The 26,740-nt window shown below is 51.9% G+C and carries 24 protein-coding genes; 20 read left to right on the top strand and 4 right to left on the bottom strand.

What is annotated here, in order from left to right:
- Positions 1 to 4 precede the first annotated feature (4 nt).
- The 20 genes from T458_RS36070 (at position 5) to T458_RS35975 (ending at position 22,410) form a co-directional block, all read left to right on the top strand.
- The gene (locus T458_RS36070) at positions 5 to 1,216 is read left to right on the top strand and encodes a sensor domain-containing diguanylate cyclase (protein ID WP_023555890.1); all 1,212 of its coding nucleotides are present in this window, start codon (positions 5 to 7) and stop codon (positions 1,214 to 1,216) included.
- Positions 1,217 to 1,221: 5 nt separating this feature from the next.
- On the top strand, positions 1,222 to 1,662 hold the full coding sequence (locus tag T458_RS36065) for a hypothetical protein (protein ID WP_023555889.1): 441 nt from the start codon (positions 1,222 to 1,224) through the stop codon (positions 1,660 to 1,662).
- Positions 1,663 to 1,859: 197 nt separating this feature from the next.
- A complete protein-coding gene (locus tag T458_RS36060; protein ID WP_023555888.1) occupies positions 1,860 to 2,291 on the top strand; it encodes a MarR family winged helix-turn-helix transcriptional regulator in 432 nt (143 codons plus the stop codon).
- 5 nt (positions 2,292 to 2,296) lie between these two features.
- Entirely contained in the window at positions 2,297 to 3,574 is a 1,278-nt protein-coding gene (locus tag T458_RS36055; RefSeq protein WP_023555887.1) for an MFS transporter, read from the top strand.
- A gap of 629 nt (positions 3,575 to 4,203) precedes the next feature.
- Positions 4,204 to 5,547: a group II intron reverse transcriptase/maturase gene (gene ltrA, locus T458_RS36050; RefSeq protein ID WP_023555885.1), complete on the top strand. Its 1,344-nt coding sequence runs from the start codon at positions 4,204 to 4,206 to the stop codon at positions 5,545 to 5,547.
- 362 nt (positions 5,548 to 5,909) lie between these two features.
- Positions 5,910 to 6,833 carry an NAD(P)/FAD-dependent oxidoreductase gene (locus tag T458_RS36045; protein WP_023555884.1) on the top strand — a complete coding sequence of 308 codons (924 nt, stop codon included), beginning with the start codon at positions 5,910 to 5,912 and terminating at the stop codon, positions 6,831 to 6,833.
- Positions 6,834 to 6,860: 27 nt separating this feature from the next.
- Positions 6,861 to 7,109, top strand: a complete 249-nt coding sequence (locus T458_RS36040) for a glutaredoxin family protein (RefSeq protein WP_023555883.1) — start codon at positions 6,861 to 6,863, stop codon at positions 7,107 to 7,109.
- A 69-nt stretch (positions 7,110 to 7,178) separates the two neighbouring features.
- Positions 7,179 to 7,730, top strand: coding sequence for a peroxiredoxin (locus T458_RS36035; RefSeq protein ID WP_023555882.1), 552 nt, complete (start codon positions 7,179 to 7,181; stop codon positions 7,728 to 7,730).
- A gap of 114 nt (positions 7,731 to 7,844) precedes the next feature.
- The gene (locus T458_RS36030; RefSeq protein WP_023555881.1) at positions 7,845 to 8,270 is read left to right on the top strand and encodes a DUF2935 domain-containing protein; all 426 of its coding nucleotides are present in this window, start codon (positions 7,845 to 7,847) and stop codon (positions 8,268 to 8,270) included.
- Positions 8,271 to 8,678: 408 nt separating this feature from the next.
- On the top strand, positions 8,679 to 10,868 hold the full coding sequence (locus tag T458_RS36025; RefSeq protein WP_051410027.1) for a hypothetical protein: 2,190 nt from the start codon (positions 8,679 to 8,681) through the stop codon (positions 10,866 to 10,868).
- A gap of 18 nt (positions 10,869 to 10,886) precedes the next feature.
- A complete protein-coding gene (locus tag T458_RS36020) occupies positions 10,887 to 12,062 on the top strand; it encodes a HEAT repeat domain-containing protein (protein WP_023555879.1) in 1,176 nt (391 codons plus the stop codon).
- 17 nt (positions 12,063 to 12,079) lie between these two features.
- Complete coding sequence (locus T458_RS36015) at positions 12,080 to 13,522, top strand: glycosyltransferase family 2 protein (RefSeq protein ID WP_023555878.1); 1,443 nt, start codon at positions 12,080 to 12,082, stop codon at positions 13,520 to 13,522.
- Positions 13,519 to 14,307 (top strand): response regulator transcription factor, encoded by a 789-nt coding sequence (locus T458_RS36010; RefSeq protein ID WP_023555877.1) that lies wholly within the window; start codon positions 13,519 to 13,521, stop codon positions 14,305 to 14,307. Before T458_RS36015 ends, T458_RS36010 begins: the two co-directional genes overlap by 4 nt.
- Positions 14,308 to 14,333: 26 nt before the next feature.
- Positions 14,334 to 15,695 (top strand): nucleotide sugar dehydrogenase, encoded by a 1,362-nt coding sequence (locus tag T458_RS36005; protein ID WP_023555876.1) that lies wholly within the window; start codon positions 14,334 to 14,336, stop codon positions 15,693 to 15,695.
- Between the two features lie 49 nt (positions 15,696 to 15,744).
- Positions 15,745 to 17,577 (top strand): glutamine--fructose-6-phosphate transaminase (isomerizing), encoded by a 1,833-nt coding sequence (gene glmS / locus T458_RS36000; protein ID WP_023555875.1) that lies wholly within the window; start codon positions 15,745 to 15,747, stop codon positions 17,575 to 17,577.
- 49 nt (positions 17,578 to 17,626) lie between these two features.
- Positions 17,627 to 17,833, top strand: coding sequence for a hypothetical protein (locus T458_RS35995; RefSeq protein ID WP_023555874.1), 207 nt, complete (start codon positions 17,627 to 17,629; stop codon positions 17,831 to 17,833).
- Positions 17,830 to 19,206 carry a bifunctional UDP-N-acetylglucosamine diphosphorylase/glucosamine-1-phosphate N-acetyltransferase GlmU gene (gene glmU, locus T458_RS35990; RefSeq protein ID WP_023555873.1) on the top strand — a complete coding sequence of 459 codons (1,377 nt, stop codon included), beginning with the start codon at positions 17,830 to 17,832 and terminating at the stop codon, positions 19,204 to 19,206. The genes T458_RS35995 and glmU overlap by 4 nt, the downstream gene beginning before the upstream one ends.
- A complete protein-coding gene (locus T458_RS35985; RefSeq protein WP_023555872.1) occupies positions 19,203 to 20,123 on the top strand; it encodes a hypothetical protein in 921 nt (306 codons plus the stop codon). Before glmU ends, T458_RS35985 begins: the two co-directional genes overlap by 4 nt.
- Positions 20,124 to 20,132: 9 nt before the next feature.
- Positions 20,133 to 21,830: a hypothetical protein gene (locus tag T458_RS35980; RefSeq protein ID WP_023555871.1), complete on the top strand. Its 1,698-nt coding sequence runs from the start codon at positions 20,133 to 20,135 to the stop codon at positions 21,828 to 21,830.
- A gap of 58 nt (positions 21,831 to 21,888) precedes the next feature.
- Complete coding sequence (locus T458_RS35975; protein WP_031305497.1) at positions 21,889 to 22,410, top strand: hypothetical protein; 522 nt, start codon at positions 21,889 to 21,891, stop codon at positions 22,408 to 22,410.
- A gap of 79 nt (positions 22,411 to 22,489) precedes the next feature.
- Here T458_RS35975 and T458_RS35970 read toward each other — a convergent pair whose 3' ends face one another.
- The 4 genes from T458_RS35970 to T458_RS35955 form a co-directional block, all read right to left on the bottom strand.
- Positions 22,490 to 23,398 (bottom strand): hypothetical protein, encoded by a 909-nt coding sequence (locus T458_RS35970; RefSeq protein WP_023555869.1) that lies wholly within the window; start codon positions 23,396 to 23,398, stop codon positions 22,490 to 22,492.
- Positions 23,399 to 23,508: 110 nt separating this feature from the next.
- Complete coding sequence (locus T458_RS35965) at positions 23,509 to 23,985, bottom strand: GNAT family N-acetyltransferase (protein ID WP_023555868.1); 477 nt, start codon at positions 23,983 to 23,985, stop codon at positions 23,509 to 23,511.
- 12 nt (positions 23,986 to 23,997) lie between these two features.
- Positions 23,998 to 25,308 (bottom strand): YheC/YheD family endospore coat-associated protein, encoded by a 1,311-nt coding sequence (locus T458_RS35960; RefSeq protein ID WP_023555867.1) that lies wholly within the window; start codon positions 25,306 to 25,308, stop codon positions 23,998 to 24,000.
- Between the two features lie 42 nt (positions 25,309 to 25,350).
- On the bottom strand, positions 25,351 to 26,727 hold the full coding sequence (locus T458_RS35955; protein WP_023555866.1) for a YheC/YheD family endospore coat-associated protein: 1,377 nt from the start codon (positions 26,725 to 26,727) through the stop codon (positions 25,351 to 25,353).
- Positions 26,728 to 26,740: the final 13 nt, after the last annotated feature.

Here is a 26,740-nt window from a genome sequence, read left to right as displayed (position 1 = left end):
GCACATGCGTGAGGACCTTACAGAAAAAGACGTATACACTCGCCAATTGTTGGAAAAATACTGTCAATGGATCAGCAGAATCGAACAAGTGGATCAGATAGAGGTAGAATCGACGGCTAACGAAATGAAAACGAAATTGCCAGAGGCGGACAGCGCTCTGCACGGCCGTGTATTGCAAGAGATCGGAAACTTGCATGAAAAGGTAACCGAGATGCAACGAATGTCAGAACATATGAAAATTTTGCATGATTTAAGCCATACCTTTGCCATGACATTCGATGTCAATCAGATATTGTGGAAGGCATTCGAGCTGGTCTCGCGGGTAATGCGGGCAGATGCATTTTTCATCGCTTTTCTCAACGAAGGGGACAGTGAATTTCAGATCCCGATCAGCGTCGAGAGCGGGGTCAATTATGGCCCCTACACCATACCCTACGGACAGGGGTTGGTGACCAAGGTCATAGAGAGCGGAGAGACGATTCACCTTCGCACGATGAGCGACGAGCCCAGCGAGATCGAGATTGTTCGATGGGGCAGAGAGGAAATCGATACCAATACATGCCTGTTCGTCCCGTTGATGCTGGGCAAGCAGGTGATTGGCGTCATTTCCGTGCAATCGTATAAGGAGTTTGCTTACAAGCAGGATGATGAAGAACTGCTGAAAATCATCGGCTTCCAGGTGGCGAGCGCCGTAGAGAATGCGAGATTGTATGAACGGCTGTACCAGATGTCCTTCCAGGACGAGCTTACGGGTTTGGCCAACTATCGGGCCTTCCATCGGGATCTCGAACAGCTTTTGACCGAAGGCCGCCCGGTCGCTTTGATCATGCTGGATTCAGACAGTCTCAAAGCCGTCAACGACCGTTATGGCCATCATCTGGGTGACGAACTGATCAGGCGGGTTGCGGATGCGATGCGGGCCGTCGCCGAAGATGGCGATACTACCTACCGGTACGCCGGAGACGAGTTCATGCTGCTTTCCCCTGATGCGACGTTGGAGGAGGCAGAGGAGAAGGCATGCGCGATTCGCCACTATCTCGAGCAGTCTCCGCTGATTCAGGAAGATGCCTGTATTCCCATTACTGTCAGCGTAGGGATAGCCTGTTATCCATCCGATGCGAATACGGGGGACGGACTGAAACGGGCAGCAGACGAGGCATTATACAGATCCAAGCGCAAAGGAAAGAACTGTACGACTGTCTACGCGGTAGGGTGAGAGCTATGCAAAAACTAGCGGTAGGCTTGGCAATGATGACGTTTTTATATTTTGTTGTGCTTTGGACAGCGTTTGCCATGTACCATGTCATGTTTCAAACGCCATTCGATCATAATTGGGATCAATCCGGGATGTTTATCGGAATCTGGATGGTGACCATTCCTTATCTCATTCTTGGTTTCATTCTGCGATACTTCAGTGAAAGACCGGTCATGGAAGCTTTTCAAATCAGTCTTTTGACGGTTGTATGCGAGCGTGTCTCGATCTATGTGATCGGGTATGCCTATGCTTCCCATGGCTACGGCAACCCCGAACCGCTGCAATTCATCCGCGGCGAGGCGGCTCCGTACTATACCCCCGCCTATATCTTTGCGGGAGGGATCATCAGCGTATTGCTGGCTATGGTGGTTGCGAGGATTCGGGTGAATAGGGCGAATAGAGTCTGAGTTTTCAGGACGTTCATATAACGCGAGCGGCAGTCGGGATTGACCGGCTGCTTTTTTATTTGCGGATCGCTCCTGACAGGTAATGAAAAAAGAAATTTGGCAATAGATTTTCGCACACACATTATTTGTATACAAATAATGTGTGTGCATGGTATGCTTTGTCTACATGACTTTCTAATTGGAGTAAGGAGGTTCACATGGATCGGATTGAAGATTGCTATGGATTTCTGTTGGGAAAAGCGTATCAAAAGGTCTGGCAAATGGAAAAGGCAGCACTAGCTCAATACGGAATCACTCCTGTCCAGTTTGTCCTCTTACATGTTCTGTGGGAAAAAGACGGGCAAAAAGGAGTGGAATTAGGAGGTAGGCTGCGCCTAGACGGAGCAACCATTACAGGTGTCCTCGATCGATTGGAAAAAATGGGTCTCATTGAGAGGCGTCCCGATCTCAATGACCGTCGAACAAACCTGATTTTTCTGACTCCAAAAGGGAAGGAACTGGAAAAGCCGATGAATCAGGTAACCGATGTTGTGAATAAAGAGGTAATCTCGATGTTCAGTGAGGAAGAAGCGAACTTACTCAAAAGCATGCTGACCAAATTGGGTTTAGGTCAGAAAGGTGATCGTTGATATCAATGGTGAAGAAACTGCACTATGCTTGGATCATTTTGTTCGTAACCTTTTTCGCTTTATTGGCCGTACAGGGGATAAGGCTTTCTTTTGGTGCCTTTATTGAATCATGGGAGAACGAATTCTCTCTGGATCGTGGCACCATTTCACTTGTCTCCACGCTAAGCTTTATCATTTATGGAATCTCCCAACCGATTGCGGGCAGGCTGATCGATCGCTTCGGAGCTCGAACCATACTGCTATACAGTACTCTCCTGGTTGGTCTCAGCATGCTGTTCACACAATGGATCACATCAGCTTGGCAATTGTTTTTCCTCTACGGCGTAGTTGCGTCCATCGGTGTAGGGGGAGCCTCCAATGTAGCGGCGACTGTTCTTGTCTCCAATTGGTTTAACGAAAAGCGAGGCGTAGCGTTCGGAGTGCTGGAAGCCGGCTTTAGCGTCGGGCAAATGGTGGTGGTTCCTGCTGCCCTTTTCTTCATTCAGTGGTACGATTGGAAAATGGCCGTTGCCATTTTTGGGTTCTTCCTGCTTGTCGTCATCTTCCCGGTTCTGCTGTTCCTTTTGCGGAATCATCCTGCCGAAAAGAACCTGCAGCCGATCGGGGGCGCAAGAGAGGAAGCTGAACCAAGCAACCGAGTCCCTAATGACGGAGCTCCTTCGCTCGGGAGCATTTTTCGATCCAGGAATTTCTGGTACTTGATTTTACCCTTTTTTATCTGCGGATTTACTACCACTGGCTTGATGGATACTCATCTGATCCCATTTGCCCAACTTTGCGGGTTTACAACAACCGTGACAGGCTTGGCTGTAGGTCTGCTGGCTGCTTTTAACACGATGGGGACATTAATGTCTGGTTTTATTGCGGATCGCTGGAGCAGCAGAAAATTTTTGGCGACCTTGTACATATTGCGCGCTCTTTCAATCTGTTTCTTGATTGTGTTTGTAAGTGATCCCGATCTTCTGCTGTTTTTTGTTGGACATCCATCGTTGCTGCTTCTGTTCGCAATCTCGTTTGGTCTTGTGGATTTTGCCACGGTAGCGCCTACCCAACTTCTTGCAACGCAGCTTTTCAAACAATACTCCATGGGACAAGTCATGGGTTGGCTTTTTCTAAGCCATCAGGCTGGTTCAGCGTTGGGAGCATACTTGCCCGGGATGTTTTATGAACACACGGGTGATTATACGCTCGCTTTTTATGTCTCGGTCCTATTGCTTGTCGGAGCTGCTGCTTTGAATCTCTTGATGCCTGAGCCAGATAAGATTATGAATCGTAAGGCATGATTCAAGGTAAGATGACCAGGAAAAGCTGGCCCGAGGAAAAAGGAGAAAAAAGCGAAGGCATTTGGGATCTTGACCAAGCCGGAACGGAAAAGACGGAACACGCTTTTAGCGGCCAGCGCGCCCAGCAAGCCGTTAATTGCTAGTTGGTGAAAGTCCAACCGAGGTAAGAGCCAAGTCGCCTCGTAGCTGACAGGCAACTGGTGGAGAGATCCTAAGGTTGAAGCCCTGTGACAAAGTATCCCGTAAGGGAGCGAGCAAATCAGCGGACCGTAACATAAAGTGAATCCTGCCGCTTCGTTAAAGGGACCATCAGTGGATGGACAAGGAGGAGACGAGCCCGGTGGCCGCAGGCGAAGTCCATGGACGATGTGTAGAACTTGGAGACAGCATCAAGGAACCTCCCGGAGTATGGGGAGCGGTACGCTGAGAAAGTAGTTAACGGAACTGGGGAGACCCTACTCTGCACACCCCGTTGGGGTGTAAAGCGAAAGCCTATAAGCACATGCGAAAGGGTGGACGGCAGAGAGGGAGTCGGAGGGGTTTATAGTACCGTTGAACATAAGGACAACACAACCTTGTGGAGGGAAGGAACCCTGCTTTGTTCTTGGGTTGAAAGGAGGTAAGAGTGAGTGAATGCAAGTAAACTTGCTAACTACACCAATGTAAAAGCTCGACAACTTTGGACAACCCTATATCTTTGTGCCAAGGAAAATCCAAAACGGCGATTTCATGCTCTGTATGACAAAGTGTACCGGCCAGATATTCTTGCGGAAGCGTGGCGTAGAGTTCGAGCCAATAAAGGTAGCGGCGGGATAGATGGACAGACAATTGAAAGAATCGTTCAGGAGTATGGGGAAAGTAAATTTCTCAACGAAATTTATCTCGACCTGAAGGGTAAGCAATATCATCCATCTCCTGTGCGGCGCACGTACATCCCGAAAGCGGATGGGAAACAAAGACCGCTTGGTATCCCGACCATCCGAGATCGTGTTGTTCAGATGGCAACCAAGATGGTTATTGAGCCTATCTTTGAAGCCGATTTCAAAGATTGCTCATACGGATTCCGTCCCAAACGAAATGCCCACCAGGCGATTACACAAATCAAGAAAACCAGCAGGACGGCCTCCTGGGTAGTCGATGTAGACATCAAAGGATACTTTGACAACATTAATCAGGAAAAGCTCATGAAGCTAGTAGAGAAAAGGATTTCTGATCGCAGGATACTAAAGCTGATTCGGAACTGGCTCCGTGCGGGCGTCATGGAAGATGTACAGTTTCATGAAACCGAATGGGGCACTCCGCAAGGAGGGGTAATCTCTCCACTGTTGGCAAATATTTATTTGGACTACATGGACACGATTTGGGAGAAGCAATTCACTCATCTTGGGAAGCTGATCCGATATGCGGATGATTTTGTAATCATGTGTAGATCGAAACAAGACGCTTTGGAAAGTATACAAGTCATAAAAGCGGTACTAAACAAACTGGACCTTACACTTAGTAAAGAAAAGTCTCGACTGGTTAATATCTGGGACAATACGACGGGCTTTGACTTCCTTGGTTTACACCATCGAAAATTTCCCATTCTTCTCAAGGGTGGAAAGAAAATGTACGTCATGTCACACATTCCGAGCAAGAAGGCTATGAAGGAAATGAGAAGGAAAATCAAAGAGTATACCAAACCGCGCAACAAGTTGTACTGGTCACTAGACGAGCTGATACATGGGCTGAATCGAAAACTTCAAGGTTTCAAGAATTATTATTCACTTTCACCCATAGGAGCTAAGTGGTTATGTCGCATCGACTGGTATGTTCTGACAAGACTTGTGCTCTTTAACAACAAGAAAAGGAATAAACAAGCGAGACATGCGCGGATGAGAGAGATAGCAAAAGCTACAAGAGGAATTCTTGTGAAGCTTGCCGTACGCGATAACCGAATGCCAAGGAAAGAAGAACATCGGAAAGCCGTATGAGGGAGAACCTCACGTACGGTTTGATGAGGGGGAACTGAAAGGAGTAAGGCGACCAAACGGTCGCCAGAAAACGTCAGTTCTCTACTCTACACTCTGAATCACTTCCTCGAAGCGGGCTGCTTTTGGCCGCGGTTCCGCCTTTGGAGTGGGAGGCGGCCAGGAATGATCCCCCTCCCCGTAAAGATCCCAACCCGCCTGAGTGTTTTCTCCTTTTTCCGCACCTCCACTGCAGCTGGAACACCACCAACTCCTATTTAAAATCATTATAAAAAGATATTGACTTTATTCGTCGATCTAGTAAAATGAGAAATGTTCCTAGTTAATAATAATTTTAATCTGATAGAGAGAAAGGGGAGGCCTTCATGTATGACGTCATCATCATCGGCGGCGGTCCGGCAGGGGCATCGGCTGCGATCTATACAGCGCGCGGAAATCTGAAGACCTTGGTCATTGATAAGGCGCCTGGTACGGGTGCATTGGCCCTGACGCATAAAATAGCCAACTACCCGGGTGTAGAGGGTGAGTTGTCCGGTAAAGAACTGCTCGATAAAATGCGTCGCCAGGCGGAGAGCTTCGGCGCAGAATTTATCCAAACGACCATCACAGCCGTCGACGTGGAGGATGAAGAAAAAAGCGTCTTCACTGCCCACGGGACATTTGAGGCAAAAGCGATCATCGTCGCGACAGGGTCCAAAGGACGCAACCGGATGCTTCCGGGTGAAGAAGACTTGTTGGGTCGCGGGGTAAGTACATGTGCCACTTGCGACGGCGCCTTCTATGAAGGCAAACACGTAGCCGTCATTGGAGACAGCGAGGAAGCGCTGGAAGAGGCGCATGCACTGACCAAGTTTGCGGATCGCATTACCTTCCTGGTACCGCGCGCTGACCTTCAGGGGATCGAGGAAGTACCGGAGTTGCCCAAAACAGAGCTTCTGTTCCGCACGCGCCCACTGGAAATTCTCGGTGAAAAGAAAGTGGAAGGTGTCCGCATTCGCACCGCAGAGGGCCAGGAAGAAGTCCTGGATGTTGATGGCGTCTTTGTTTTCCTCTCAGGCAGCAAGCCTGGCACTGATTTCCTGGATGGACAAGTTCCACTCGATGACGAGGGCTTCATGATTCTGGATGAATTCATGCAATCCTCCGTTCCGGGTGTATTCGGCGCCGGAGAAGTACGCAAAACTCCTGTCAAACAGGCGGTCGTAGCCGCGGCAGACGGCGCGATTGCAGCGATGGCTGTCGACAAATACATCAACAAGCGTTCCAAAGTAGTTCCACAATACAAATAATCAGGCAGATAAAAGGAGAGAGACATGATGGCACAAGCAATCGTATATTCCAGCACCAACTGCAATTTTTGCAAGCAACTGAAAACCTATCTGGACGAGCAAAACATCTCCTATGAGGAGCGCAACATCGACGAGTCCGATGAATTCGCACAAGAACTGCACAATCTGGGCATCATGTCCGTGCCTTTGACTGTGATTGGCGAAAAGCAAATCCTGGGCTTCAACCCGAACCGAATCAAAAAAGCGCTGGCTGCTTTGGAAGAAAGCGCACAGTAATTCTTGCACGACTGAAGAACGAGTCCTGACGCAACCAGACCAGACAACATGAATAGGGAGAGAGTTCATATGATGACAGAGCAAGTGCAATTGCAAGTTGGGAAAAAGGCGCCCGATTTCAACCTGCTTTCCACGAAAAACATGGAGACTCTGGAAGAACGGGTGAAGCTGGACGACTACAAAGGAAAATGGCTGATTTTGTTCTTCTGGCCATTCGACTTCACCTTCGTCTGCCCGACAGAGGTCACCTCTTTTAGCGACAGCATCGAAGTGTTCCGCGATCTGGATTGCGAAGTATTGGGTGTCTCCACCGACAGTGTGCATACACACCGCGCCTGGATCAAAACTCCGCGCGACCAGAACGGAATCGGAGAGGTCAACTTCCCGCTGGCGAGCGACTTCAACAAGGAAACAGCCCGTGCCTACGGGATTCTGGATGAGACAGCAGGGGCGGCGTATCGCGGTTTGTTCATCATTGACCCGGAAGGAATGTTGCGTTACCAGGTCGTGACTGATATGAACGTAGGACGCAGTGTAGAAGAAACCTCCCGCGTGTTGCAAGCGTTGCAGGCAGGCGGACTGTGCCCTGCGAACTGGAAGCCAGGCATGAAAACATTGTAATTCCTAAAAAAAGCGATTCCGCACCTTCGATGGCTGCGGGATCGCTTTTTTGCGTGTGGGAACCACTCTGGGCGCATATGCATAGCCTGCTGATAGAACAGGGAGGGGAATCACATGCAATTTTATTATGGAGAGCAAATGCCGCTGCGCATTTTGGATGAAGGCGAATTCTGGAAGCATCAGGAAGCCGAGCATACAGAGGTGATTCGCGCACTCGTTCCCAATCTGGAGCAGCGGTTTGTGCAGGCGCTGCAAGAATGGGAGCAGGAGCTGTCACGTACGCAAGCGACATTTGTACAATATATTGAAACAGCAGTAAGGGGCGGAGCGTATCTTCAACCCGCCTTTTATGAACAGGTGCTGGAGCTGGTACAGTTTGCCTTGCAAGAAAGTGAACAATTTATCATGCTGCTAAATCAATTAGGGACGGAAAGCGAAGCATTAAAGCATAATCCAACTGCGATTACCGTACTAAACCACATCCGCCGGGAGTCGGAGTATTTTATCGGCATTGCCCGGGCCCTTTTATACAGTCAATAGCGGTCAGACATGCAAAAAAAGAAGAAAGAGGCAATTTCGAGATGTTCATATTTCGGAATCGCCTCTTTTTTGCTCCTTTTTCAATTGTGAGCAACCTACCAATTTTCCGAAGCTGTCAGAAAATACAGGATGCAACAGATGGACCTGCCGGCTTCTTGGCATTAGGGCCATTGTCCGAGAAGGTTGCAGGACTTCGTACCAAAAAAAGTAGGGCGTTCTAATCATTATCTATCAAATATTAAAATTCGATTACAAATATGAATTAAGTATGAATGGTGATTTCAGGCTATGGGAGGGTGGATTCTCTACGTATACAATTTGGGCAGAAACGGGCAACAGCACAACGGAGGTTGAAGAGGATTGGGACAGCACAGGAGACGTCGGGGGCAATGGGCCGCTTTGGCCGTCATGATCGCGGCTGTTTTCACCTCTCTCTGGTGGAATGGCAGTGGCAATCGTGTAGAAAGCATGGAAATATCGAAAGGCGTGCAGACGAAATTCCGCACGAATGGCGAGTATATCGAAGTCTACCAGAATCAAGCCTGGAAGCCCTTTTTTACCAAAGGAATCAATCTGGGCGCATCGCTGCCTGGACACTTCCCGGGGGAACTCCCCATCACCAAGGAAGATTATTTGCGCTGGTTCTCCATGATCGATGAGATGGGGGCGAATGTCATCCGGATCTATACGATCCATCCACCCGCCTTTTACGAGGCCTTGGTCGCGTTTAATCAACGCAAGGAGGGGGAGCCGCTCTATCTGATGCAGGGAATCTGGAGCCCGGAGGAATTGCTGATCGAAAAGCAGGACGCGTTCCTGCCGGAGATTCATGAACAGTTTCAACAAGAGATCCGGGATGCAGTCGGAGCCGTATACGGGGCTGTCACCCTTCCGGAAAAAATGGGGAAGGCGAGCGGAAAGTATCGGGCCAATGCAGGTCCTTACCTCATTGGCTGGCACATCGGTACAGAATGGGACCCTGTCATGGTCCAGAAAACCAACAAGCTTCATCAGGCGACGGAACCTTATCAGGGGAAGCATTTTCGCGCCACGCCGCAGGCATCGCCCTTCGAGTCCTGGTTGGCGGAGATGGTGGATCTGGTCGCGGAGGAAGAAAGCCAATATGGATGGCAGCATCCGATGACGTTTACCAACTGGGTGACGACAGATCCCATCCAACATCCAGGCGAGCCGATTTATCACGAGGACATGGTGAGTGTCGATCCGACGCATATCGAGCCGATCCAGTGGAAGGCAGGGTATTTCGCGTCCTATCACGTCTACCCCTACTATCCGGACCTGTTTCGCTATGATTCCGATTTGAAGCAGGTCAAGAACGACCAGGGTGAAATCGATACGTACAAGGCGTATTTGCGGAAATTGAAAGCCCATCACGACGGACTGCCGATCATGGTGACGGAATTCGGTGTCCCGGCTTCCTGGGGCAATGCGCATCTGGGGGAGCTGGGAAGAGACCAGGGCGGACATACCGAGGAGCGACAGGGTGAGATCGACGCCCAATTGATGCGAGAGATTCATGCGGAGGGATACGCCGGAGGCATTCTCTTCGTGTGGCAGGACGAGTGGTTCAAGAAGACCTGGAATACGATGAAATTCGAGCTTCCCGAGGACAGGCGCTCACTCTGGCTGAATGTCCTGACCAACGAGTCCTTGTTCGGCGTCCTCGGCATGCATCCGGGCAAGGAGGATTTGCTGACAATCGACGGCGACAAGGCAGATTGGGAAAAGCTGGACGAGGGTCAAAAGCAAAGGCTGGAGATGTCTAGGCCCGGCCTGTCAGAGCTCTGGGTGACGCATGATGAAGCCTATCTTTACGTCATGGCCGAGCTTTCAGAGGAATTTGATCCTAAGAAACAAACGCTCTACCTGGGCTTCGATACGCTTCCGGGAGGGAATCGGAAAGCGCCCGAGCTTTCCGGACAGACCTTGGATGAAGGACTGGAAACGCTGGTTCGTCTCGGCGATGCGCAGGAAAGCGAGATTCTCATCGCTGCGAACTATGATTTTCATACCCGTTTGTACGGCAAAAGGTATCGGATGCTGCCGGTCAAGGAGGAATCGCTGCAGGACAATTCCGGTGTTTTCGTCCCTTGGAAGCTGGCAGTGGGAATGGAGATGGAGCCGCCTGACAGCAAAGCGTACTATCCGATGGAAGAGGTCGTCGCAGGCAAGCTGCGCAGAGGGACTACGGACTCTGACAGTCCTGACTACAACTCATTGACAGCCTGGGAGGCGAAAGGAAAGATCGTGGAGCTGCGCATTCCGTGGATGCTGCTCGGCTTTACCGACCCCAGTTCCCTTCAGGTGATGAGTTATCGGGATGAGGGGGCTGCCTTTGTCACCGAGACGACGAAGGGCATTCGGATTTTCCCTTGGACCGTGGAAAGACAAGCAGCTTCCCAGGCACCGATTGCGGTAGAGTCGGACAAGCCGTATCCGTTGACGAAGCTGCCGCGCTACAAGTGGGAGCCATGGGAAGAAGTACATTATCACGAACGAAAAAAACAGAGCTACACCCGGATTCAACAGGTGTTTCAAGAATTGACCGAACCAAATCGAAAAGAGACCAAACCATGAGGGGATGGGGGTGGGGATGTGGAGACACCACTGACGATAGCCGTGTACATGCTGTACGGCCTCAGCGGAGCAGCTGTTCTGGGACTGCTCGTACTGTTTGTCCTGAAACTGCGTCATCTCGCTGCTGAGAAACGCGAGCGGGTTTGTCTGGAAAAATACCAAGACTATTTTTTCTACATCCAGGCGTACGGGGAAGAAGAGGGACGGCTGAAGCCGCCAGCAGGAGTCCTGACGCGCAGCGAAAAAAGGATCATCCAAAAAAAGCTGATTTCCCTACTGGAGCGCTTTACCGGCGTTCATCGCCAAAAACTGCTTGATCTCTGCGATGACCTGGGGTTAGTCGAAATGGATCTGAAGCGGCTGAACTCTTGGTGGAAATGGTCGCGGGTGGACGCCGCCTACAATCTCGGGATGATGCATGCGGAGCAAGCAGTCCCGGGAATTATCCGGCTCATGAAAAAAGACGATAACGATGCCAGCATGTTCATCTTCGCGCGCGCTCTGGCCAAATGCGCGCGTAAGGAAAAAGATCTGCGCGAGATGGTCGAGCTGCTGGTGGGGTACCGCCAAAACTGCCAGCCGCTGATCGTCGATATACTCAGCGACAGCCAGATCGATACCGGCCCCTTGTTTGCCTCTTTGGTGCGCGAGGAGGATGCCGATCTGGTCAAAGTCGGGCTGATTGGACTGACATCGCATGTCCAGCCCGGCATGGACTCGATCCTGGACCAACTCGTGAATTCGGCAGACAAGGAGGTCCGGATCAAGGTAGTAAAGCTGCTGTGCCGGGATATTCGTTATCTGACGAAGCGAAATGTCAGCCTGTTCTTATCGCATCCTGACTGGGAGATCCGCTCTGTGATGGCGAAGGCGATCGGTGAACTGGGATTGTCCACCTACATTCCACTTTTGAAGCGTGCGGTGAAGGATCCGCATTGGTGGGTCGCCCGCAACAGCATGAACAGCCTGGCCCAATTGCAGGTGGATGGCTTCCGGGCGCTTTGCTCGATCATGGAGGAAGAGAGGGACATCCGCATTCGCGAGATGGCCAATCAGGTCATCCAAAAGGAACTGGAGAAGGGCAGATTTCCCACCATCGATCTGGAGCAGCAGATCACGCACCAACAAAAGCTGCTTTTTTACCAAGAATGGAGCAGGAAAACACTCAGTACCGCCCATGCATTGGAAAAGTAGGCAGGAGGGAGGAAGCGATGAGAGATTTCTTGCTATACTACGGGACGTTTGCCATCTATTACGTCTTCGTCATCAACTCGCTGTATTTAATCATCATGATGTTCTCCTTCAAGAACATCATGGGTATTCTCAAAAGTTCCCTGTACTCCAGGTATCAGGCCTTGTCCGGTTCGCCGCATGTGCCGCCGATCTCAATCCTGGTTCCCGCGTACAACGAGGAGCTGACGATTATCGAGAACGTCCGGTCGCTGTTGTCGCTCAACTACCCGGAATATGAAGTGATCGTCATCAATGACGGGTCTGGCGACGAGACGCTCAACGTGCTGATCAATGAGTTCAACCTGCAGCTCTCCCATCACGCCGCTGTCTGGCCAGTGCTGAAAACGGAGAAGGTTCGCGGTGTCTACTACAATCCGGCCTTCCCCCATCTGTATCTGATCGACAAGGACAACGGAGGTAAGGCGGATTCGCTCAACGCGGGAATCAACCTGTCCCACTACCCGCTGATCGCTTCGATCGACGCCGATTCATTGCTGGAAAAGGACGCCTTGATTCGCATTGCTCGCGTCTACATGGAGAATCCGGAGGAAACCGTGGCGATTGGCGGCGATATCCGCATCGCTAACGGCTGCAAGATCGAGGATGGCATCGTCAGCGAGATTCGCCTGCCGAAAAAGCTTTTGCCCATGCTTCAGTCGATCGAATACCTCAAGGCCTTCCTGGGAGGGCGAATCGGCTGGAGTGCGATCAACGGCTTGATTATCGTCTCCGGCGCCTTCGGTGTCTTTCGCAAGGATTATGTGATCAAAGTGGGCGGTTATCGCGGCGGCTATCCCGGAGAGGATATGAACATCATCATCAAACTGCACAAATACATGCTCGAGAACAAGCTTCCGTATCGCGTCGCTTTCTGTCCCGACGCCGTCTGCTGGACGCAAGCGCCTGACACGTGGAAAATCCTGGGGAGCCAGCGCCGCAGATGGGGACGCGGAAACTTGAAAAACATGATCGAATACGGCCAGCACATGGTCTTTCGTCCCAAGTACAAAATATTCGGTCTGGTCACCCTGCCGTACAACATTTTGTTTGAGACCTTGAATCCTTATTTTCGAATCACAGGACTGTTGGCATTGATCGGCTACGTGCTGATGGACATGACGCAAGCGAATATCCTGCTGATCTATGGCGCCCTCAACATTCTCTATGGCTTTCTCTTGGGGATTGGCGCGCTGCTGCTGGAGGAAATCGCATTTCGCCGCTATCCGCGTTTTCAGGATATCGTCAAAATGCTTTTCTATACCATTCTGATGTTTTTCGGCTACCGACAAATCGGTGTCATCTGGCGGTTTTTGGGTCACATCGAATATTTGCGCAACAACAACTCGTGGGGCACGATGACCCGAACGAGCTGGAAAGCTGAGGAAAAGAAAACGATTTCCAGTCTGGAGGTAAGAGGATGAACAGTCTAATACCTGCATTTCATCAATTTCTGCGAGCGTACAGGTTAGAACACAATTCTTGCGGCATCATACTCGCTGCTTGCAAGCAGCTGAGCCCGGCATCGGTCAGCGACATCGAGGAAGCTCTCCAGCAAAAAGGCATGGGCTTGCACATGCAACTCGCCTATGACAAAAACACCCGTCTGCTGGCCGTCTATCTGGAGGGGCAAAACCGCAGCGAAACCCACTTTTTTTCCCTGCAGGTTAAGGACATCCTGCAGGAACGCGGGCTTCTGGCAGGCAGTCTCTTAATCGCCAGCTTTACTGAATCCAAACAGGCGACAAGCTACGTCCTGCAACGAATGATTCAGGAGGTCCTGAAGCTGGCCGGCTACGGGGAGATCAAGCTGTTTTTCCATCACCTCGATGGCCGGGAGGAAACGGCTGGAAGCATCCTGTTGGTCAACCACGACGAGACAGTCAATGAGTTCCTGCAAATATTTCTGCAGCAAAAGGGCTACCAGGTGACGATCGCCCAGGATGGCATGGATGGGGTGCAAAAATACCAGGAGCTGTTCCCGGATTTGGTCATCACCGATCTCAACCTGCCGATCATGGACGGCTATCAATTGATGGAGAGAATCAGGCAACAGCAGACAGGACCCGCGAGCAAAATCGTGGTTCTGACGGACAAGAAGCTGGAGGAAGATGTAAAAAAATCATTCGCTCTCGGTGCTTCCGACTACATTACCAAGCCATTTTCGCCTGTAGAGCTGGCAGCACGCGTGAAGCGACTCATTTCATAAAGAGACCATGAAGGGGAGAGACGAGTATGGGGAGATTCGAGGAACTGCAGCAAAAATTGGCGGATAAGACGGCAAGAGTAGGGGTGATCGGGCTTGGCTATGTCGGTCTGCCCCTTGCCGTGGAAACGATAAAAGGCGGATACACCGTCGTCGGGATCGACTTGGACCCAAGAAAAGTCGAGAGCCTAAAGGCGGGCGTCTCCTATGTCCAGGATATTTCGGATGAGACCTTGCGGGAATGTCTGGCAACAGATCGTTTTTTTCCGACGACAGACTACGCTGCCATTGCGGAGCTGGATGCGATCAGCATCTGCGTCCCTACACCGCTGAGTCCCAATCAAGACCCGGACACCTCCTACATTACGCATGTCGTAAACCAATTGAAGATCCATATGAAGCAGGGGATGCTGATTACGCTGGAAAGCACCACCTATCCGGGCACGACTGAAGAGCTGATTCAGTGGGAGATCGAAAAATTGGGCTTTCAGGCAGGGGTGGATTTCTTCCTCTGCTATTCTCCGGAGCGGGTAGACCCAGGCAACCGGAAATTCAACACTCACAATACGCCCAAGGTGATCGGGGGAACCACACAAAGATGCATCGATCTGGGGATGGCACTATACGGAAATCTCGTACAAGCGGTCATACCGGTCTCTTCGCCGAAAGTGGCAGAAATGTCGAAGCTGCTGGAGAATACCTTCCGCAGCGTCAATATCGCCTTTATGAATGAGATGGCGCTGATGTGCGACAAGATGGGCATCAATGTCTGGGAAGTAATCAAGGCGGCTTCGACCAAGCCTTTTGGCTACATGCCGTTTTATCCGGGGCCCGGCATCGGAGGTCATTGCATTCCGCTCGACCCGATGTATCTGTCGTGGAAGGCAAAAGGCTTTCGGTTTCACAGCAAGTTTATTGATATTGCGCAATCCATCAATGACAGCATGCCGGACTACGTTCTTCACAAGACGGTACAGGTCTTGAATCTCTATGCCAAATCGATCAACAGCTCCAAAATCCTCATTCTCGGCATGGCGTACAAGCCGGATGTGGACGATCTGCGAGAATCGCCAGGCCTGGAGATCTACGAGCTGTATAAAAAGAACGGGGCAAGCGTGGACTACTACGATCCGTACGCCAAACATTTTGTCAATAAAGCGGGGGAATCGGTTCATTCCATCGCTTACGATCTGGAGCGGTTCCGCACTTACGACTGCATGGTGCTGATCACCAATCACGGCAGCTTCGACTACCGGGAGCTGGCTGATCTGGGCGTCGCCGTCATCGATACGCGCAATGCCTTCGAAGGTGTGGAGGGTTCCCATATCTACAAGATCGGGATGGCTGTCTCGATCCCGCAGAAAAAGGAAGTCGTCAGCCTGCTCGCGTAAGGCGAGCCGGCTGCCCTACATCCATGAATGACGCGAAGGAGGAACGACTATGTGTGGAATCATGGGATATATCGGCAACAGAGAAGCGCAGCCTATCTTGATCGACGGACTGCGAAAGCTGGAATACCGCGGCTATGATTCGGCCGGAATCGCCGTGAACGATGGCACAAAGATTGCGATTCGCAAAGCGAAAGGGCGAATCGACATCCTGGAAGGACTGGTGCAGCATGCCCGTCTGCACGGCTCGATCGGCATCGGTCACACGAGATGGGCGACACACGGCCGCCCTTCGGATGCCAACTCGCATCCTCATACGGATGAGCGCGGCAAGTTCGCAATTGTTCACAACGGAATTATCGAAAACGAACAGGAAATCAGGCAGGAGCTCATACAGGAAGGGGTCACCTTCACTTCCGAGACGGATACAGAAGTCATCGCTCACCTCCTTGCGAAGCATGATCAAGGGGATCTCATTCAAACCGTTCAGCAGGTCGCGGCTCGGTTGCGCGGAGCCTACGCGCTGGCGGTTATGAGTGAAGGGGAGCCGGACAAACTGATTGCTGTCCGCTTCGCCAGTCCTTTAATTATTGGCGTGGGCGAGGGTGAGAAGTTTATTGGCTCCGACATCCCTGCGATACTCGAGCACACGCGGGATGTCTATGTCATGGAGGACGGCGATCTGGCCGTATTGACCCCAGATTCACTAGAGCTGTACGATCTCGAGACCCTGCAGCCAATCGAACGAGAGCAGGTGCGGATCACATGGGACAAGGAGCAGGCGGAAAAAGACGGTTTTGACCACTACATGCTCAAGGAAATCCACGAACAGCCGCGTTCCCTGCGCCATACGATGGCAGGCCGTATCGACGAAGCCAAGCAGATGGTCAAGCTTCCGGAACTGGACTTATCCCCGGAGACCGTGAAAGGGATTGAAAAAATCTATATCGTGGCGTGCGGCACCGCTTATCATGCTGGAATGATCGGAAAGCACGTGATCGAAAATCTCGCAAAGATCCCGGTAGAGATCGACGTCGCCTCGGAGTTTCGCTACCGCAATCCGCTTTTTGGCCAGAAGACTTTGACAGTTGTAGTCAGTCAATCCGGCGAGACAGCAGATACCTTGGCCGCTTTGCGCGAAGCCAAACGCAACGGCAGCAGCGTGCTGGCGATCACCAATGTTGTCGGAAGCTCCATCGCACGCGAGGCTGACCACGTGATGACGACCAAGGCAGGACCGGAGATTGCGGTCGCCTCCACCAAAGCCTACACGTCTCAGCTCATCGCCTTTTATCTGTTGGGCATCTATTTCGCCCAGGAGAAGAAAAGCATGGAGGCATCGGATTGTGCGGCGCTGGTGCAGGAGCTCCAGAAGCTGCCAGATCAGGTAGAAAAGATTCTCGGCCATGCCGAAGAAATCCGGCAATTCGCCATCTCCATCAAGGAAGAGAGACAGATGTTCTTTCTCGGCCGCGGGCTCGATTACGCCGTCTCTCTGGAGGGTTCTCTGAAGCTCAAGGAGATTTCCTACATCCATTCGGAGGCGTACCCGGCAGGAGAGCTGAAGCATGGGACACTGGCGCTGATCGAGGAGGGAACACGCGTGATCGCGCTGTCCACCCAGCCGCATCTGCATGAAAAGATGGTCAGCAATATTACGGAGGTAAAGGCACGCGGAGCCGTCGTGCTGGGTGTCGCATTGGAAGACAATGTGGAATTGCACCGTTCGGTAGACGAGGTGTGTCTCATCCCCGCGACCCATCCGCTGCTCGCACCGGTGCTTTGCGTCATTCCCTTGCAGTTGATTGCGTATTACACGTCGGTATCACTCGGCAATGACGTCGATCGGCCGCGGAACCTGGCCAAAAGCGTCACGGTTGAGTAAGCATCTGACTTTTGCAAGCATACCTGTGAAAAGCGAGGAGGGACACCGTATGAGCAGTTTGGAACCAAATCTGAATCAGGATACCCTGCTGCGCATCATGCTGCAGGCTTGCAAGCTTGGCAATCAGACGAAAGAGATCAACTCTCGCATGATTATAGACAGATTGACAGATGATCTGAAACCGTATTTCCAGACAAGAGAGAATACGGGTCCGGTCACACACAGCAATCGAACACAACAGGAGGCGATCGGATGAGTGTCCATGCTGTCGTATTGGCTGCCGGCAAAGGAACGCGGATGAAATCCAAACGGCACAAGGTCGTACACCCTATATGCGGCAAACCGATGATCGAGCATATCGTAGATCAATTGGAGGGTCTTTCCCTGAAGCATCTGGTCGTTGTCGTCGGTCACGGCGCAGACGATGTGAAAAAGCAGCTGGGGGAGCGCGTCGAATTCGTATATCAAGAAGCTCAGCTTGGCACGGCCCACGCGGTGCTGATGAGCGCGCCGATCCTGCAAGAGCAGGATGGCGTGACGATTGTACTAAACGGAGATACACCGCTTGTACGCAAGGAAACGTTGGAAAAACTGATTGAGCATCACCTGGGGAAGCAATCGGCTGCCACCGTGTTGACCACCATCGTCGACAATCCGACCGGTTATGGCCGGATCATCCGCGATGAAGACGGCGATGTGAGAAGAATCGTCGAGGAAAAGGACGCTACACTGGGGCAGAAAAAGGTATGTGAAATCAGCACGGGTATTTTTTGCTTTGACAACCGGAAGCTGTACCAAAGTTTGCAAAAGGTAGAAAATGGGAATGCCCAAGGGGAGTATTATCTCCCGGACGTGATTGCCATCCTGCAAGAGCAGGGAAACACGGTGTCTGCGTATGTGTGCGAAGATCCCGAAGAAGGCGCAGGAGTGAACGACCGCATACAGCTTGCCCATATCGAAAGCCTGCTGCGCAAAAGAATTCATGAGCGCCACATGCGAAACGGTGTCACGATCATCGACCCGGCCAACACCTACATTGAAGCAGACGTGGAAATTGGACAAGACACGGTGATATACCCCGGCAGTTTTTTGTGCGGCAAAACATTCATTGGTGAGGGCAGTCGCATCGGCCCCCACACCCAGGTGCATGATTGCCTGATAGAGGATGAGGTAAGTCTGTCGTTTTCTACCGTATCGGGCAGTGTCATCCGCGCCAAGGCTGTGATCGGCCCGTATGCGTACATTCGCCCGGGCTCCGAGGTTGGAAGAGGGGCGAAGGTGGGCGACTTCGTCGAGTTGAAAAAAACCAAGCTCGGTGACCACTCCAAGGTCTCCCATCTCTCCTATTTGGGAGACAGTGAGATCGGGAGCCACGTCAATATCGGCTGCGGGACGATTTCTGTAAACTATGACGGTGCGACCAAGCAGAAGACGACGATCGAGGATCATTCTTTCATCGGCTGCAATGTCAATTTGATCGCGCCAGTAACGATTGGGGCAGGCGCTTACGTGGCGGCAGGATCGACGATTACCGATCACGTACCGAGCGAGGCATTGGCGATCGCCAGGGAGCGGCAGGTGAACAAGGAAAACTACCAACAGAAAAGGAAGCAGATCCAGCTCCCATGATCCTCACTTGGCTGGGAAAATGGTTTCAGCACAAAAAAAGGATCTGGCTGCCGCTGCTGCTTTGCTTGCTGTCACTGACCCTATTGATGATGAACCAGAGCCCTCCTTTGACCAGAGCGACTTGGATCTGGGATGCCAAACAGATCATTGCACAGCCGGAAGAGATCGTTGCATTTGCGAAAGAGCACCAAATCAATCGGATTTACCTGCAGATCAAACCAACTGACATTTCTCCACAGGCTTACCGCAGCTTTATCGGCATGGCAAGCCGTGCCGGGATCGACGTCGAGGCGCTCAGTGGAGATCCCCATTGGGTCTTCACCCGCAACCGGGATAGCATCGCCAACCTCATCGCATGGGTCAAGGCGTTCAACAATCGAGCTCCAGAAAACGAACGTTTTCAGGGAATCCATGTGGATATCGAGCCGTATTTGTTGCCGGATTGGGAGAAGGACCGAGAGAACATCGTCCGGCAATGGATGGAGAACATCGAGTACCTGGTAGCCGAGACCAAGAAGGATACGGATCTGCTCGTCAGCGCCGACCTTCCGTTCTGGATCGATTCAGTGCAGGTCCCAGGGGATACCGAAAAGCTGAGCAACTGGATGCTGCAGCGCTTGGACAGCATAACGCTGATGGCCTATCGCAACTATGCGGACGGTCCCAACGGCATCCTGAGCATCGTACAGCGGATCGTGGATGACGCGAATGAGCAAAAGCAGCGGTCTGTCATCGTCGGAGTCAATATCCTGAATTCCGGAGAAGGTCCGCATGTCAGCTTTCATGAAAGGGGAACCGAGGAAATGGCGAATCAACTAGCGATCTTGCACCGGGCTTTGTCCCGGCATCCAGCCTTCGGAGGAAGCGCTGTCCACGACTACGAAAGCTGGAAGAAGGTCAGTCAGAGAGAGGAGTAACTGAACTGAATGAAAGCCAAGAGATTTACATGTAGCATCCTTTGCCTCACGATCGGCTTTTTATTCGGTTTTTCCTCTGCGGAGCAGAAAAGCAAAGCCACCTGGATCTGGCAAGCGGATAAGATCGGGGAGGAAAAGCGGGAGATTCTTGCCTTTTCCATGCAGAACCATATCGACATTCTCTATGTACGGATGGATATGAACAGACCATTCGATTATTACCGCTCCTTTATTCGCGAGGCCTCTGCACATGGGATCAAGGTGCACGCGGTTGCCGGACATCCTGCCTGGGCATTGAAAAGCCATCAGGATCGTATGCTGAAAATCGTGAATTGGGTCAAGCAGTACAATCGGGAAGCGCAGGAGGATGAGCGCATACAAGGGATTCAGCTCGATATTGAGCCGTATTTGCTGCCTGAATGGCAACAGGATCAAGAGCGGGTCATCCGCGAGTGGAAAGCCAATATCCAGGTGTTTGTAGAAGCTGCCAAAGCAGATTCGGAACTGGAGACAAGCGCAGCTATCGCCTTCTGGCTCGATGAGATCAAGGCAGAAGCAGGGAGCGATATGCCGCTGTCCGCCTGGATGATCAGCCGCTTCGATACGCTTGTTCTCATGGCTTATCGCGACAAGGTGACGGGTCCCAACGGCATCCTGGAGCAGATTGACTCCGAGATGAAGGATGGCGATCGCATGGGAAAAAATCTGTTAGTCGCCGTCAATCTGAAAAAAGGTGACGAGGACCACACGACTTTTGCGGAAGAGGGAACGGCTGAGATGCAAAAGCAGCTGGACCTGCTGTCGCAAAATCTGAACCAGCATCCATCCTTCAAGGGAGCGGCGATACACGACTACCGCTACTGGAAGGAGCTTTCCTCAGAACAGACAACGCCTGCGAAAAAGCCTTCTCCCTATATCGGCACCTATATCTGGCGAGCGGAAACCCTGCTGACAGAGAGAGAGGAAATTCTCGCATTTGCACAGGAAAAAGGTGTGAATCTTTTGTACATTCGCATCGATATGAATCTACCTTTTCAGGAGTACCAGCGATTCAATCGGGAAGCACATGCTGCGGGTATCGAGGTGCACGCGATGGGCGGCCATCCGATCTGGGCGCTGGAGGAGAGCCGAGGCAAGATTCTCAAGCTGGTGCAGTGGGTCAAGCGCTACAATGAGGCTGCATCTGAGGAAGAAAAGTGGGCGGGCATTCACCTGGACATCGAGCCGTATGTCATGCCCATCTGGCAGATGGATAAGGAAGGATTGCTTCGCCAATGGATGGAAAATATACAGGCGTTCGTCGCTGAGGCCGGGAAAAGTCCAGGTTTGAAAACCAGCGTAGATCTGGCCGCCTGGCTGGACAATTCGCCTACTCCCGGTCAGCCGGAGCTGCCGTTCAGCCACTGGATGATCAGCCAGCTGGATCATACGACGATGATGGCCTTTCGCGATCAAGCCGAAGGGGAAGGAGGCATCCTGAGCCTGGTCGACAGCGAGATCCGATATGCGGAAAGCATTGGCAAAGATCTCATCGTCGCCGTTGAAATGAAGGAAAGCCGTGAAGCAAATTACGTCACCTTTTATGAAGAAGGTAAGGCGGAGATGATGCGGCAGCTCGATCTGGTGACGCGCTCTCTGGGGGTGTACTCCTCCTTTAAGGGGATTGCGGTGCACGCGTACGAGTATTGGAAGAATGCCAAAGACTGATTTCATCCTCCCTCCTGTTGTACAATTAGGGAAACAGACAGGACAGGAGCGAGAAATCATGAGGGATGTGCCGAATCGCTATCAAGGATTGCCTCCCCGGTCGGCAGAGATGCTGTACCAGATTGTGCGGAAATTTTACCGAGGCGCCGTCAGCCATTTTGACGTGATTCAAGAAAAGAAGGCGGAGGTGCGGGCTGCCGCCAAGCTATTCCAAGAAAGTCAGGATGAAGTCCCGCTGCGCCAGACAATAAAAACCCTTTTTCTGGAATTTCACTTCTATACGACTTGCTGGCTGCAAATGGAGCTTGCTTTGTACAGGCTTGCCCGTAAAGACGAAAGGCTGGCACGGGTCCACGAAGCTTTTCAGCCTGAATGGAAGAAGCATCTGGATGTACGGGAGCGCCTGGAAGAGACCGATGCCTGTGTAAACGAGCAGTTCCAGCAGGAAGAGTCGGCCTGGATGATTGCAGAGCAGGATGCCTACCGCTTTGGAGAAATTGCCTTCACGGTTGACGAACAAGGATTGCAGGCACTCCATGACTTTTATCAAGCTATCGAGACGGTGAGAAAGTCGGGATGATGCAGGAAAAAGAGGCCGCTCCGGGTCATAGGACCGCGGAATGGCCTCTTTGTTTTTGTGCCAAACGGGTGCAGAGTGATTAGAAGCTGCCCGGGAAGATCGATCCGGTATGTGGAGCAGCTTGTCCCGCATTCAAAGCGCGTACTTCTTGAACATTGGTTCCGGCAAAGTTCGGCGAGAAGACAGCTTGTGCGCCGAATCCCAGCTGACCAGCAGTTGCTTGTGTTTGCTGCGGGTAACCGCTGAAGTAGGATTGTTGCTGCATCTGAGCCTGTGGTTGTTGGTAAAAGCTGTTGGCAAAAGCAGCACTGTTTTGGTTTTGCTGACGTACTTCCTGTGTATTGGTTCCTGCGAAACCAGGAGAGAATACGCTGTTTGCGCCGCCGCCGAAGAATTGCCCTTGTGAGGACATGCTTGCTTGCGGGAAAGAACCCAGGTTATTGCTGAGCGCATTGTAGGCGCCGCTATTGCGGGACTGTACTTCACTCACATTGGTACCTGCAAAACCAGGGGAGAAAATCGATGCGCCAAAAGCTGGCTGAGAGGATGCTTGCGACTGCATATAGCCGCCATAAGGCTGTTGGGAATAGCCATGATTAAGCTGTCTTACCTCTTGGGTGTTGGTTCCCGCAAAGCCTGGTTGGAACATGGCTTGAGCCGAAGCGTTGCCTGTGATTCCGCCAGAGGAGAAAGCGCCAAACGCGGGTGCGGCAGAAGCCTGGGAAAACCCGGTTTGATTTTGGTACTGCACCTCTTGTGCATTGGTTCCCGCAAAGCCTGGTTGGAACATCGACTGAGCCGAAGCGTTGCCTGTGTTCCCGCCATAGGAAAAAGCACCGTATGTAGGTGCGGCAGAAGCCTGGGAAAACCCGCTTTGGTTTTGGTAGCGCACCTCCTGGGAATTGGTTCCCGCAAAACCAGGTTGGAACATGGATTGAGCGGATTGTGGAAAGCTGGATTGCATCATGTTGTTAGATTGAAAGGTCATGATTGACCACCTCCTGCCATTACTTTTTACCAAGGATTGCAAGCTAATGCATGGAGGAAGGATAGAAAGAAAATTCCGACAGGTAAAAGGGAATAAACATGCCGGTTCCATCAGCCGGCATGTTTTTGCAAATCATCAGGTGTCCACTTTCCAAATGCGAGCCAGAGCGTTGGTTTGCCTGTCGGTCCAATCGAGGCTTTCACGAGTTCAAAACCAAGTCCCTGAAACAGGGCAAGACTCGCCTCATTATCCAGAGCAATGCGCACATACAGCTTGGGAAAAAGGGCACATGCATATTGGGTCAAGCCTTTGCCTATACCGCGATGCCGGTATCTTTTGTCGACGACCAGTAAGGAATGGTGTAGTCCGTATCGACTGATGGCAAACAGGCCAATCACCTGCTTGCCCCGCATCGCCAGCACAACACGGGTCTCCTGTGACTGCAAGAGCTTGGGGGTCAGCTTCTCGAGCCATTCCATTGCTTGCTTCGTAATACGGCGATCTCCTTCTTGTCGGACAAAACGGACCAGCGTTTCTTGTGATTCTGCCAAGAGCTGCGGGGGGAGGAGTCTGTATGTTGGTTTCATCAGCTTCACCCCCTAACCCGCTTGCGCCCCGTGACCGCCCTGCAAGCGGGAGACATATTGGGCATAGTGAATGAGATTGGACAGCGAATGGCGTCGAATCGTCGGCTCATCGAATTTTTCCGGCTTGGCATTGGCTTCGAAAAACCAGATATTCCCTTCCTTCGTAAGTCCCAGATCCATTGACATTTCCGCCAGATCTTTGTTCTTCTGATGCAGGGCGCGTGCTATGGAAAGTGCTGTATGATGGATCGTCGCCTCCATTTTTTTCGGATCGTCCGGGAACAGAGATTGCAGGACGCTTGCCAGCGAGTGGATGGATCCCCCGCGCGGCACATGTGTGGTAATGCTCTGAGCGCCGGCCCTGCGGATCCCCACACCGGTCACTCCCCACTCACCTTCGCCGTTTTTCTGCACAAGGACACGCAGATCAAAAGGTTTGCCCTGATAGCGGGCACGCCTGATTCCTTTCTGCATGATGTATCGCTTTTGCCGCACATGCCCCCTGACGTAGCGCCAGAGATCGTCAAGATTGGAGAAGCGGCGCGTGATGGCTTTTTGCTCCTTCAGACGCTGTACCCGCCATGCCTTGTCTTTATATTCAATCCGCATGATTCCCTCTCCCGCCTTGCCGCGCACAGGTTTGAGATAGACAAACTGATGCTCGGAGCAGAAGTGGCGGAATCGGGCGGGGGAGTCCAGCTTCTTCGTCTCAGGCAAATAGGGACAGATGTCTGGAAATTCCTCCAAAATCGCGAAAAGCTCCTGTTTGTCAAAAAAACGACGGTTAAACAGGGTGACATTGGAGAGTTGCGCGATTTTTTCCAATGTATTCCTCACCTTGGGCTGCTGTTCTGCCTTTCGTGTCGGGATGCGGTTGTAAACCACGTGGGGAAAGGGCATCGTCATCGGCTGCCAGCTTTGCTCCCGATCGTTGTACAGAAAGCCGCGGACTCTCTTTTTTTCCCAATTGATGCCATGAGGGGTGAAGACATATACGAGGGCGCCCCATTTCTTTCCGGACAGACAGATGTCCCTGAAGTTATCCCGGTTCCCGACGAAGGAGACGCTATCACCGACTGTCAGAATGCCCAGGATCGGCCCGATACGCAATGTGTTGCTGTTCATCTTCCAATTGATCCGCGTGCGGAAGCGCCCAGGCTGTTGACTGGGAAGGCCCGAGTAGAGCCGTTTGAGCTGCGAGAAGGGTCCCAGACTGGCAGTCAGCGGTTTTCGTCCATATTTGAGCTTAGCTTGTCGCGGAAGCTGGATGTACCATTTGCCGCTGGGGAGGACGGTCAGCCACCCGGAGCGCAATTGAGGCATGGGTGTTCCTCCTTCCTGAGAAAAAACGATGTCTGACATCGATCAAAAATTCGCCAGATAGCAGCTGTAGTCGACGAGAAGTTTGCGCGATTCCTGATCGGCATGCTTCAGCCGGGCATGCTTGAAGATGGAACGGCCCGGTTTGGAATTGGCCTCAAACATCCAGACATGACCGCGTGTATCAATTCCCATATCCAGGCCCAGCTCGCCCAGGTCGGTTCCTTTTGCTTGTTCGATCGCGGTAGCCAAGCGAATCGAGGCTTCCTTGATCCGCTCCGTGACGATGGCCTTCTGTCTGCCAAAGAGATGAGAGAGCAATTCATCGCCCGGGATGACCGTTCCACCTGTTCTCACATGCGTAGTGACGCTGCCCGATCCCGCCACTTTCGCCGCCGTGCAGGATACGACCCATTCGTTCAACTGGTTTTTGTGCAGATGCACCCGAAAATCAAATGGCCGTCCGTGGAAGGTCATCAGCGGTATCCCTTGCTGTGCGAGGTAATTGCGGATGCGCCGCGTACGAAACACGTGCTGGTAGAGGGAAGCCAGCTTGGTGAAGTGGCGTTTTACATTTCCGTTTCCCGTGTGATAGGAAGCTTCATAACCTTTTCCTGGTTGCTTCACCACTTTGACAATGCCGTATCCGAGACTCCCATTTTTTGGTTTCAAATAGACGATCGGGTACTTCCTCAACAGATTCCGTACTGTTTGAAGCGATGGTGCTGTATACGTCTCTGGTATGTGTTCGTTTACATCCGGATTGGGGTACAACAATTGGTGGACGCTCCATTTATTGAAAAAGCCTTGGTTGAATACCGGCAAATGCGGGTAATTCGCTAGTTTATATTTAAACTCCTGTACAGCTTCGTGCTTTTCCGCAGATCGGGACGGGATTCTGTCGTAGACTACATCCGGCATAGCCGTTGTTAATCTCCGCCAGACATACCCTCCTTTGCTGCTTTTGCGCAGGAACCAGGCAGAGACGGTGTGGTTGTGCCAGTCGACATCGTGCGGCGAGAAGATGTAGTAGAAGACCCCCTTGCCTTCTTGGGCCAGCAGGAGCTTGTGAAAAAACGAGGTACGCGGTCCAATAGGTTGACGGGGATCGCGGCGTATTCCGGTAGTGACAATGCCGATGGCGGGACCAAGGCGCAGAACCTCGCCTTCGCGCTTCAGATTGATCAATCCCCCATGGGGAATGCCCAGCTCGGATCGCAGCAGGCTGGTGACCTTGACGATGGTGCTGTCAGGATTTCTCCTGTCTTGCAGGACTGTGGCTACGACTTCCTTTTTCCCCAGCATGACCGTAATTTTTTGACGGGGCCGAAGCTGGAGCTTTTGGCAGAGATGAATCGGCAGGATGATCCCGCAGACATGAGGATGGGTAAGGAAGCGTAGCCGCACTCTGGTTATTTCCATGCTTTGTTACCTC

The organism is Brevibacillus panacihumi W25 (assembly GCF_000503775.1).
Lineage (GTDB): Bacteria > Bacillota > Bacilli > Brevibacillales > Brevibacillaceae > Brevibacillus > Brevibacillus panacihumi_A.
This window is presented reverse-complemented; position numbering and strand designations above follow the sequence as displayed.

Excerpts from the sequence above, each read along its gene's own strand:
- glmU (WP_023555873.1), top strand. The coding sequence starts at position 17,830 with ATGAGTGTCCATGCTGTCGTATTGGCTGCCGGCAAAGGAACGCGGATG.
- T458_RS35975 (WP_031305497.1), top strand. The coding sequence starts at position 21,889 with ATGAGGGATGTGCCGAATCGCTATCAAGGATTGCCTCCCCGGTCGGCA.
- T458_RS35955 (WP_023555866.1), bottom strand. The coding sequence starts at position 26,727 with ATGGAAATAACCAGAGTGCGGCTACGCTTCCTTACCCATCCTCATGTC.
- T458_RS36010 (WP_023555877.1), top strand. The coding sequence starts at position 13,519 with ATGAACAGTCTAATACCTGCATTTCATCAATTTCTGCGAGCGTACAGG.
- T458_RS36005 (WP_023555876.1), top strand. The coding sequence starts at position 14,334 with ATGGGGAGATTCGAGGAACTGCAGCAAAAATTGGCGGATAAGACGGCA.
- T458_RS35970 (WP_023555869.1), bottom strand. The coding sequence starts at position 23,398 with ATGACCTTTCAATCTAACAACATGATGCAATCCAGCTTTCCACAATCC.
- T458_RS36030 (WP_023555881.1), top strand. The coding sequence starts at position 7,845 with ATGCAATTTTATTATGGAGAGCAAATGCCGCTGCGCATTTTGGATGAA.
- glmS (WP_023555875.1), top strand. The coding sequence starts at position 15,745 with ATGTGTGGAATCATGGGATATATCGGCAACAGAGAAGCGCAGCCTATC.
- T458_RS35995 (WP_023555874.1), top strand. The coding sequence starts at position 17,627 with ATGAGCAGTTTGGAACCAAATCTGAATCAGGATACCCTGCTGCGCATC.
- T458_RS35980 (WP_023555871.1), top strand. The coding sequence starts at position 20,133 with ATGAAAGCCAAGAGATTTACATGTAGCATCCTTTGCCTCACGATCGGC.
- T458_RS35960 (WP_023555867.1), bottom strand. The coding sequence starts at position 25,308 with ATGCCTCAATTGCGCTCCGGGTGGCTGACCGTCCTCCCCAGCGGCAAA.
- T458_RS36040 (WP_023555883.1), top strand. The coding sequence starts at position 6,861 with ATGGCACAAGCAATCGTATATTCCAGCACCAACTGCAATTTTTGCAAG.
- T458_RS36070 (WP_023555890.1), top strand. The coding sequence starts at position 5 with ATGCGTGAGGACCTTACAGAAAAAGACGTATACACTCGCCAATTGTTG.
- T458_RS36055 (WP_023555887.1), top strand. The coding sequence starts at position 2,297 with ATGGTGAAGAAACTGCACTATGCTTGGATCATTTTGTTCGTAACCTTT.
- T458_RS35985 (WP_023555872.1), top strand. The coding sequence starts at position 19,203 with ATGATCCTCACTTGGCTGGGAAAATGGTTTCAGCACAAAAAAAGGATC.
- T458_RS36045 (WP_023555884.1), top strand. The coding sequence starts at position 5,910 with ATGTATGACGTCATCATCATCGGCGGCGGTCCGGCAGGGGCATCGGCT.
- T458_RS36015 (WP_023555878.1), top strand. The coding sequence starts at position 12,080 with ATGAGAGATTTCTTGCTATACTACGGGACGTTTGCCATCTATTACGTC.
- T458_RS35965 (WP_023555868.1), bottom strand. The coding sequence starts at position 23,985 with ATGAAACCAACATACAGACTCCTCCCCCCGCAGCTCTTGGCAGAATCA.
- T458_RS36065 (WP_023555889.1), top strand. The coding sequence starts at position 1,222 with ATGCAAAAACTAGCGGTAGGCTTGGCAATGATGACGTTTTTATATTTT.
- T458_RS36060 (WP_023555888.1), top strand. The coding sequence starts at position 1,860 with ATGGATCGGATTGAAGATTGCTATGGATTTCTGTTGGGAAAAGCGTAT.
- T458_RS36035 (WP_023555882.1), top strand. The coding sequence starts at position 7,179 with ATGATGACAGAGCAAGTGCAATTGCAAGTTGGGAAAAAGGCGCCCGAT.
- T458_RS36025 (WP_051410027.1), top strand. The coding sequence starts at position 8,679 with ATGATCGCGGCTGTTTTCACCTCTCTCTGGTGGAATGGCAGTGGCAAT.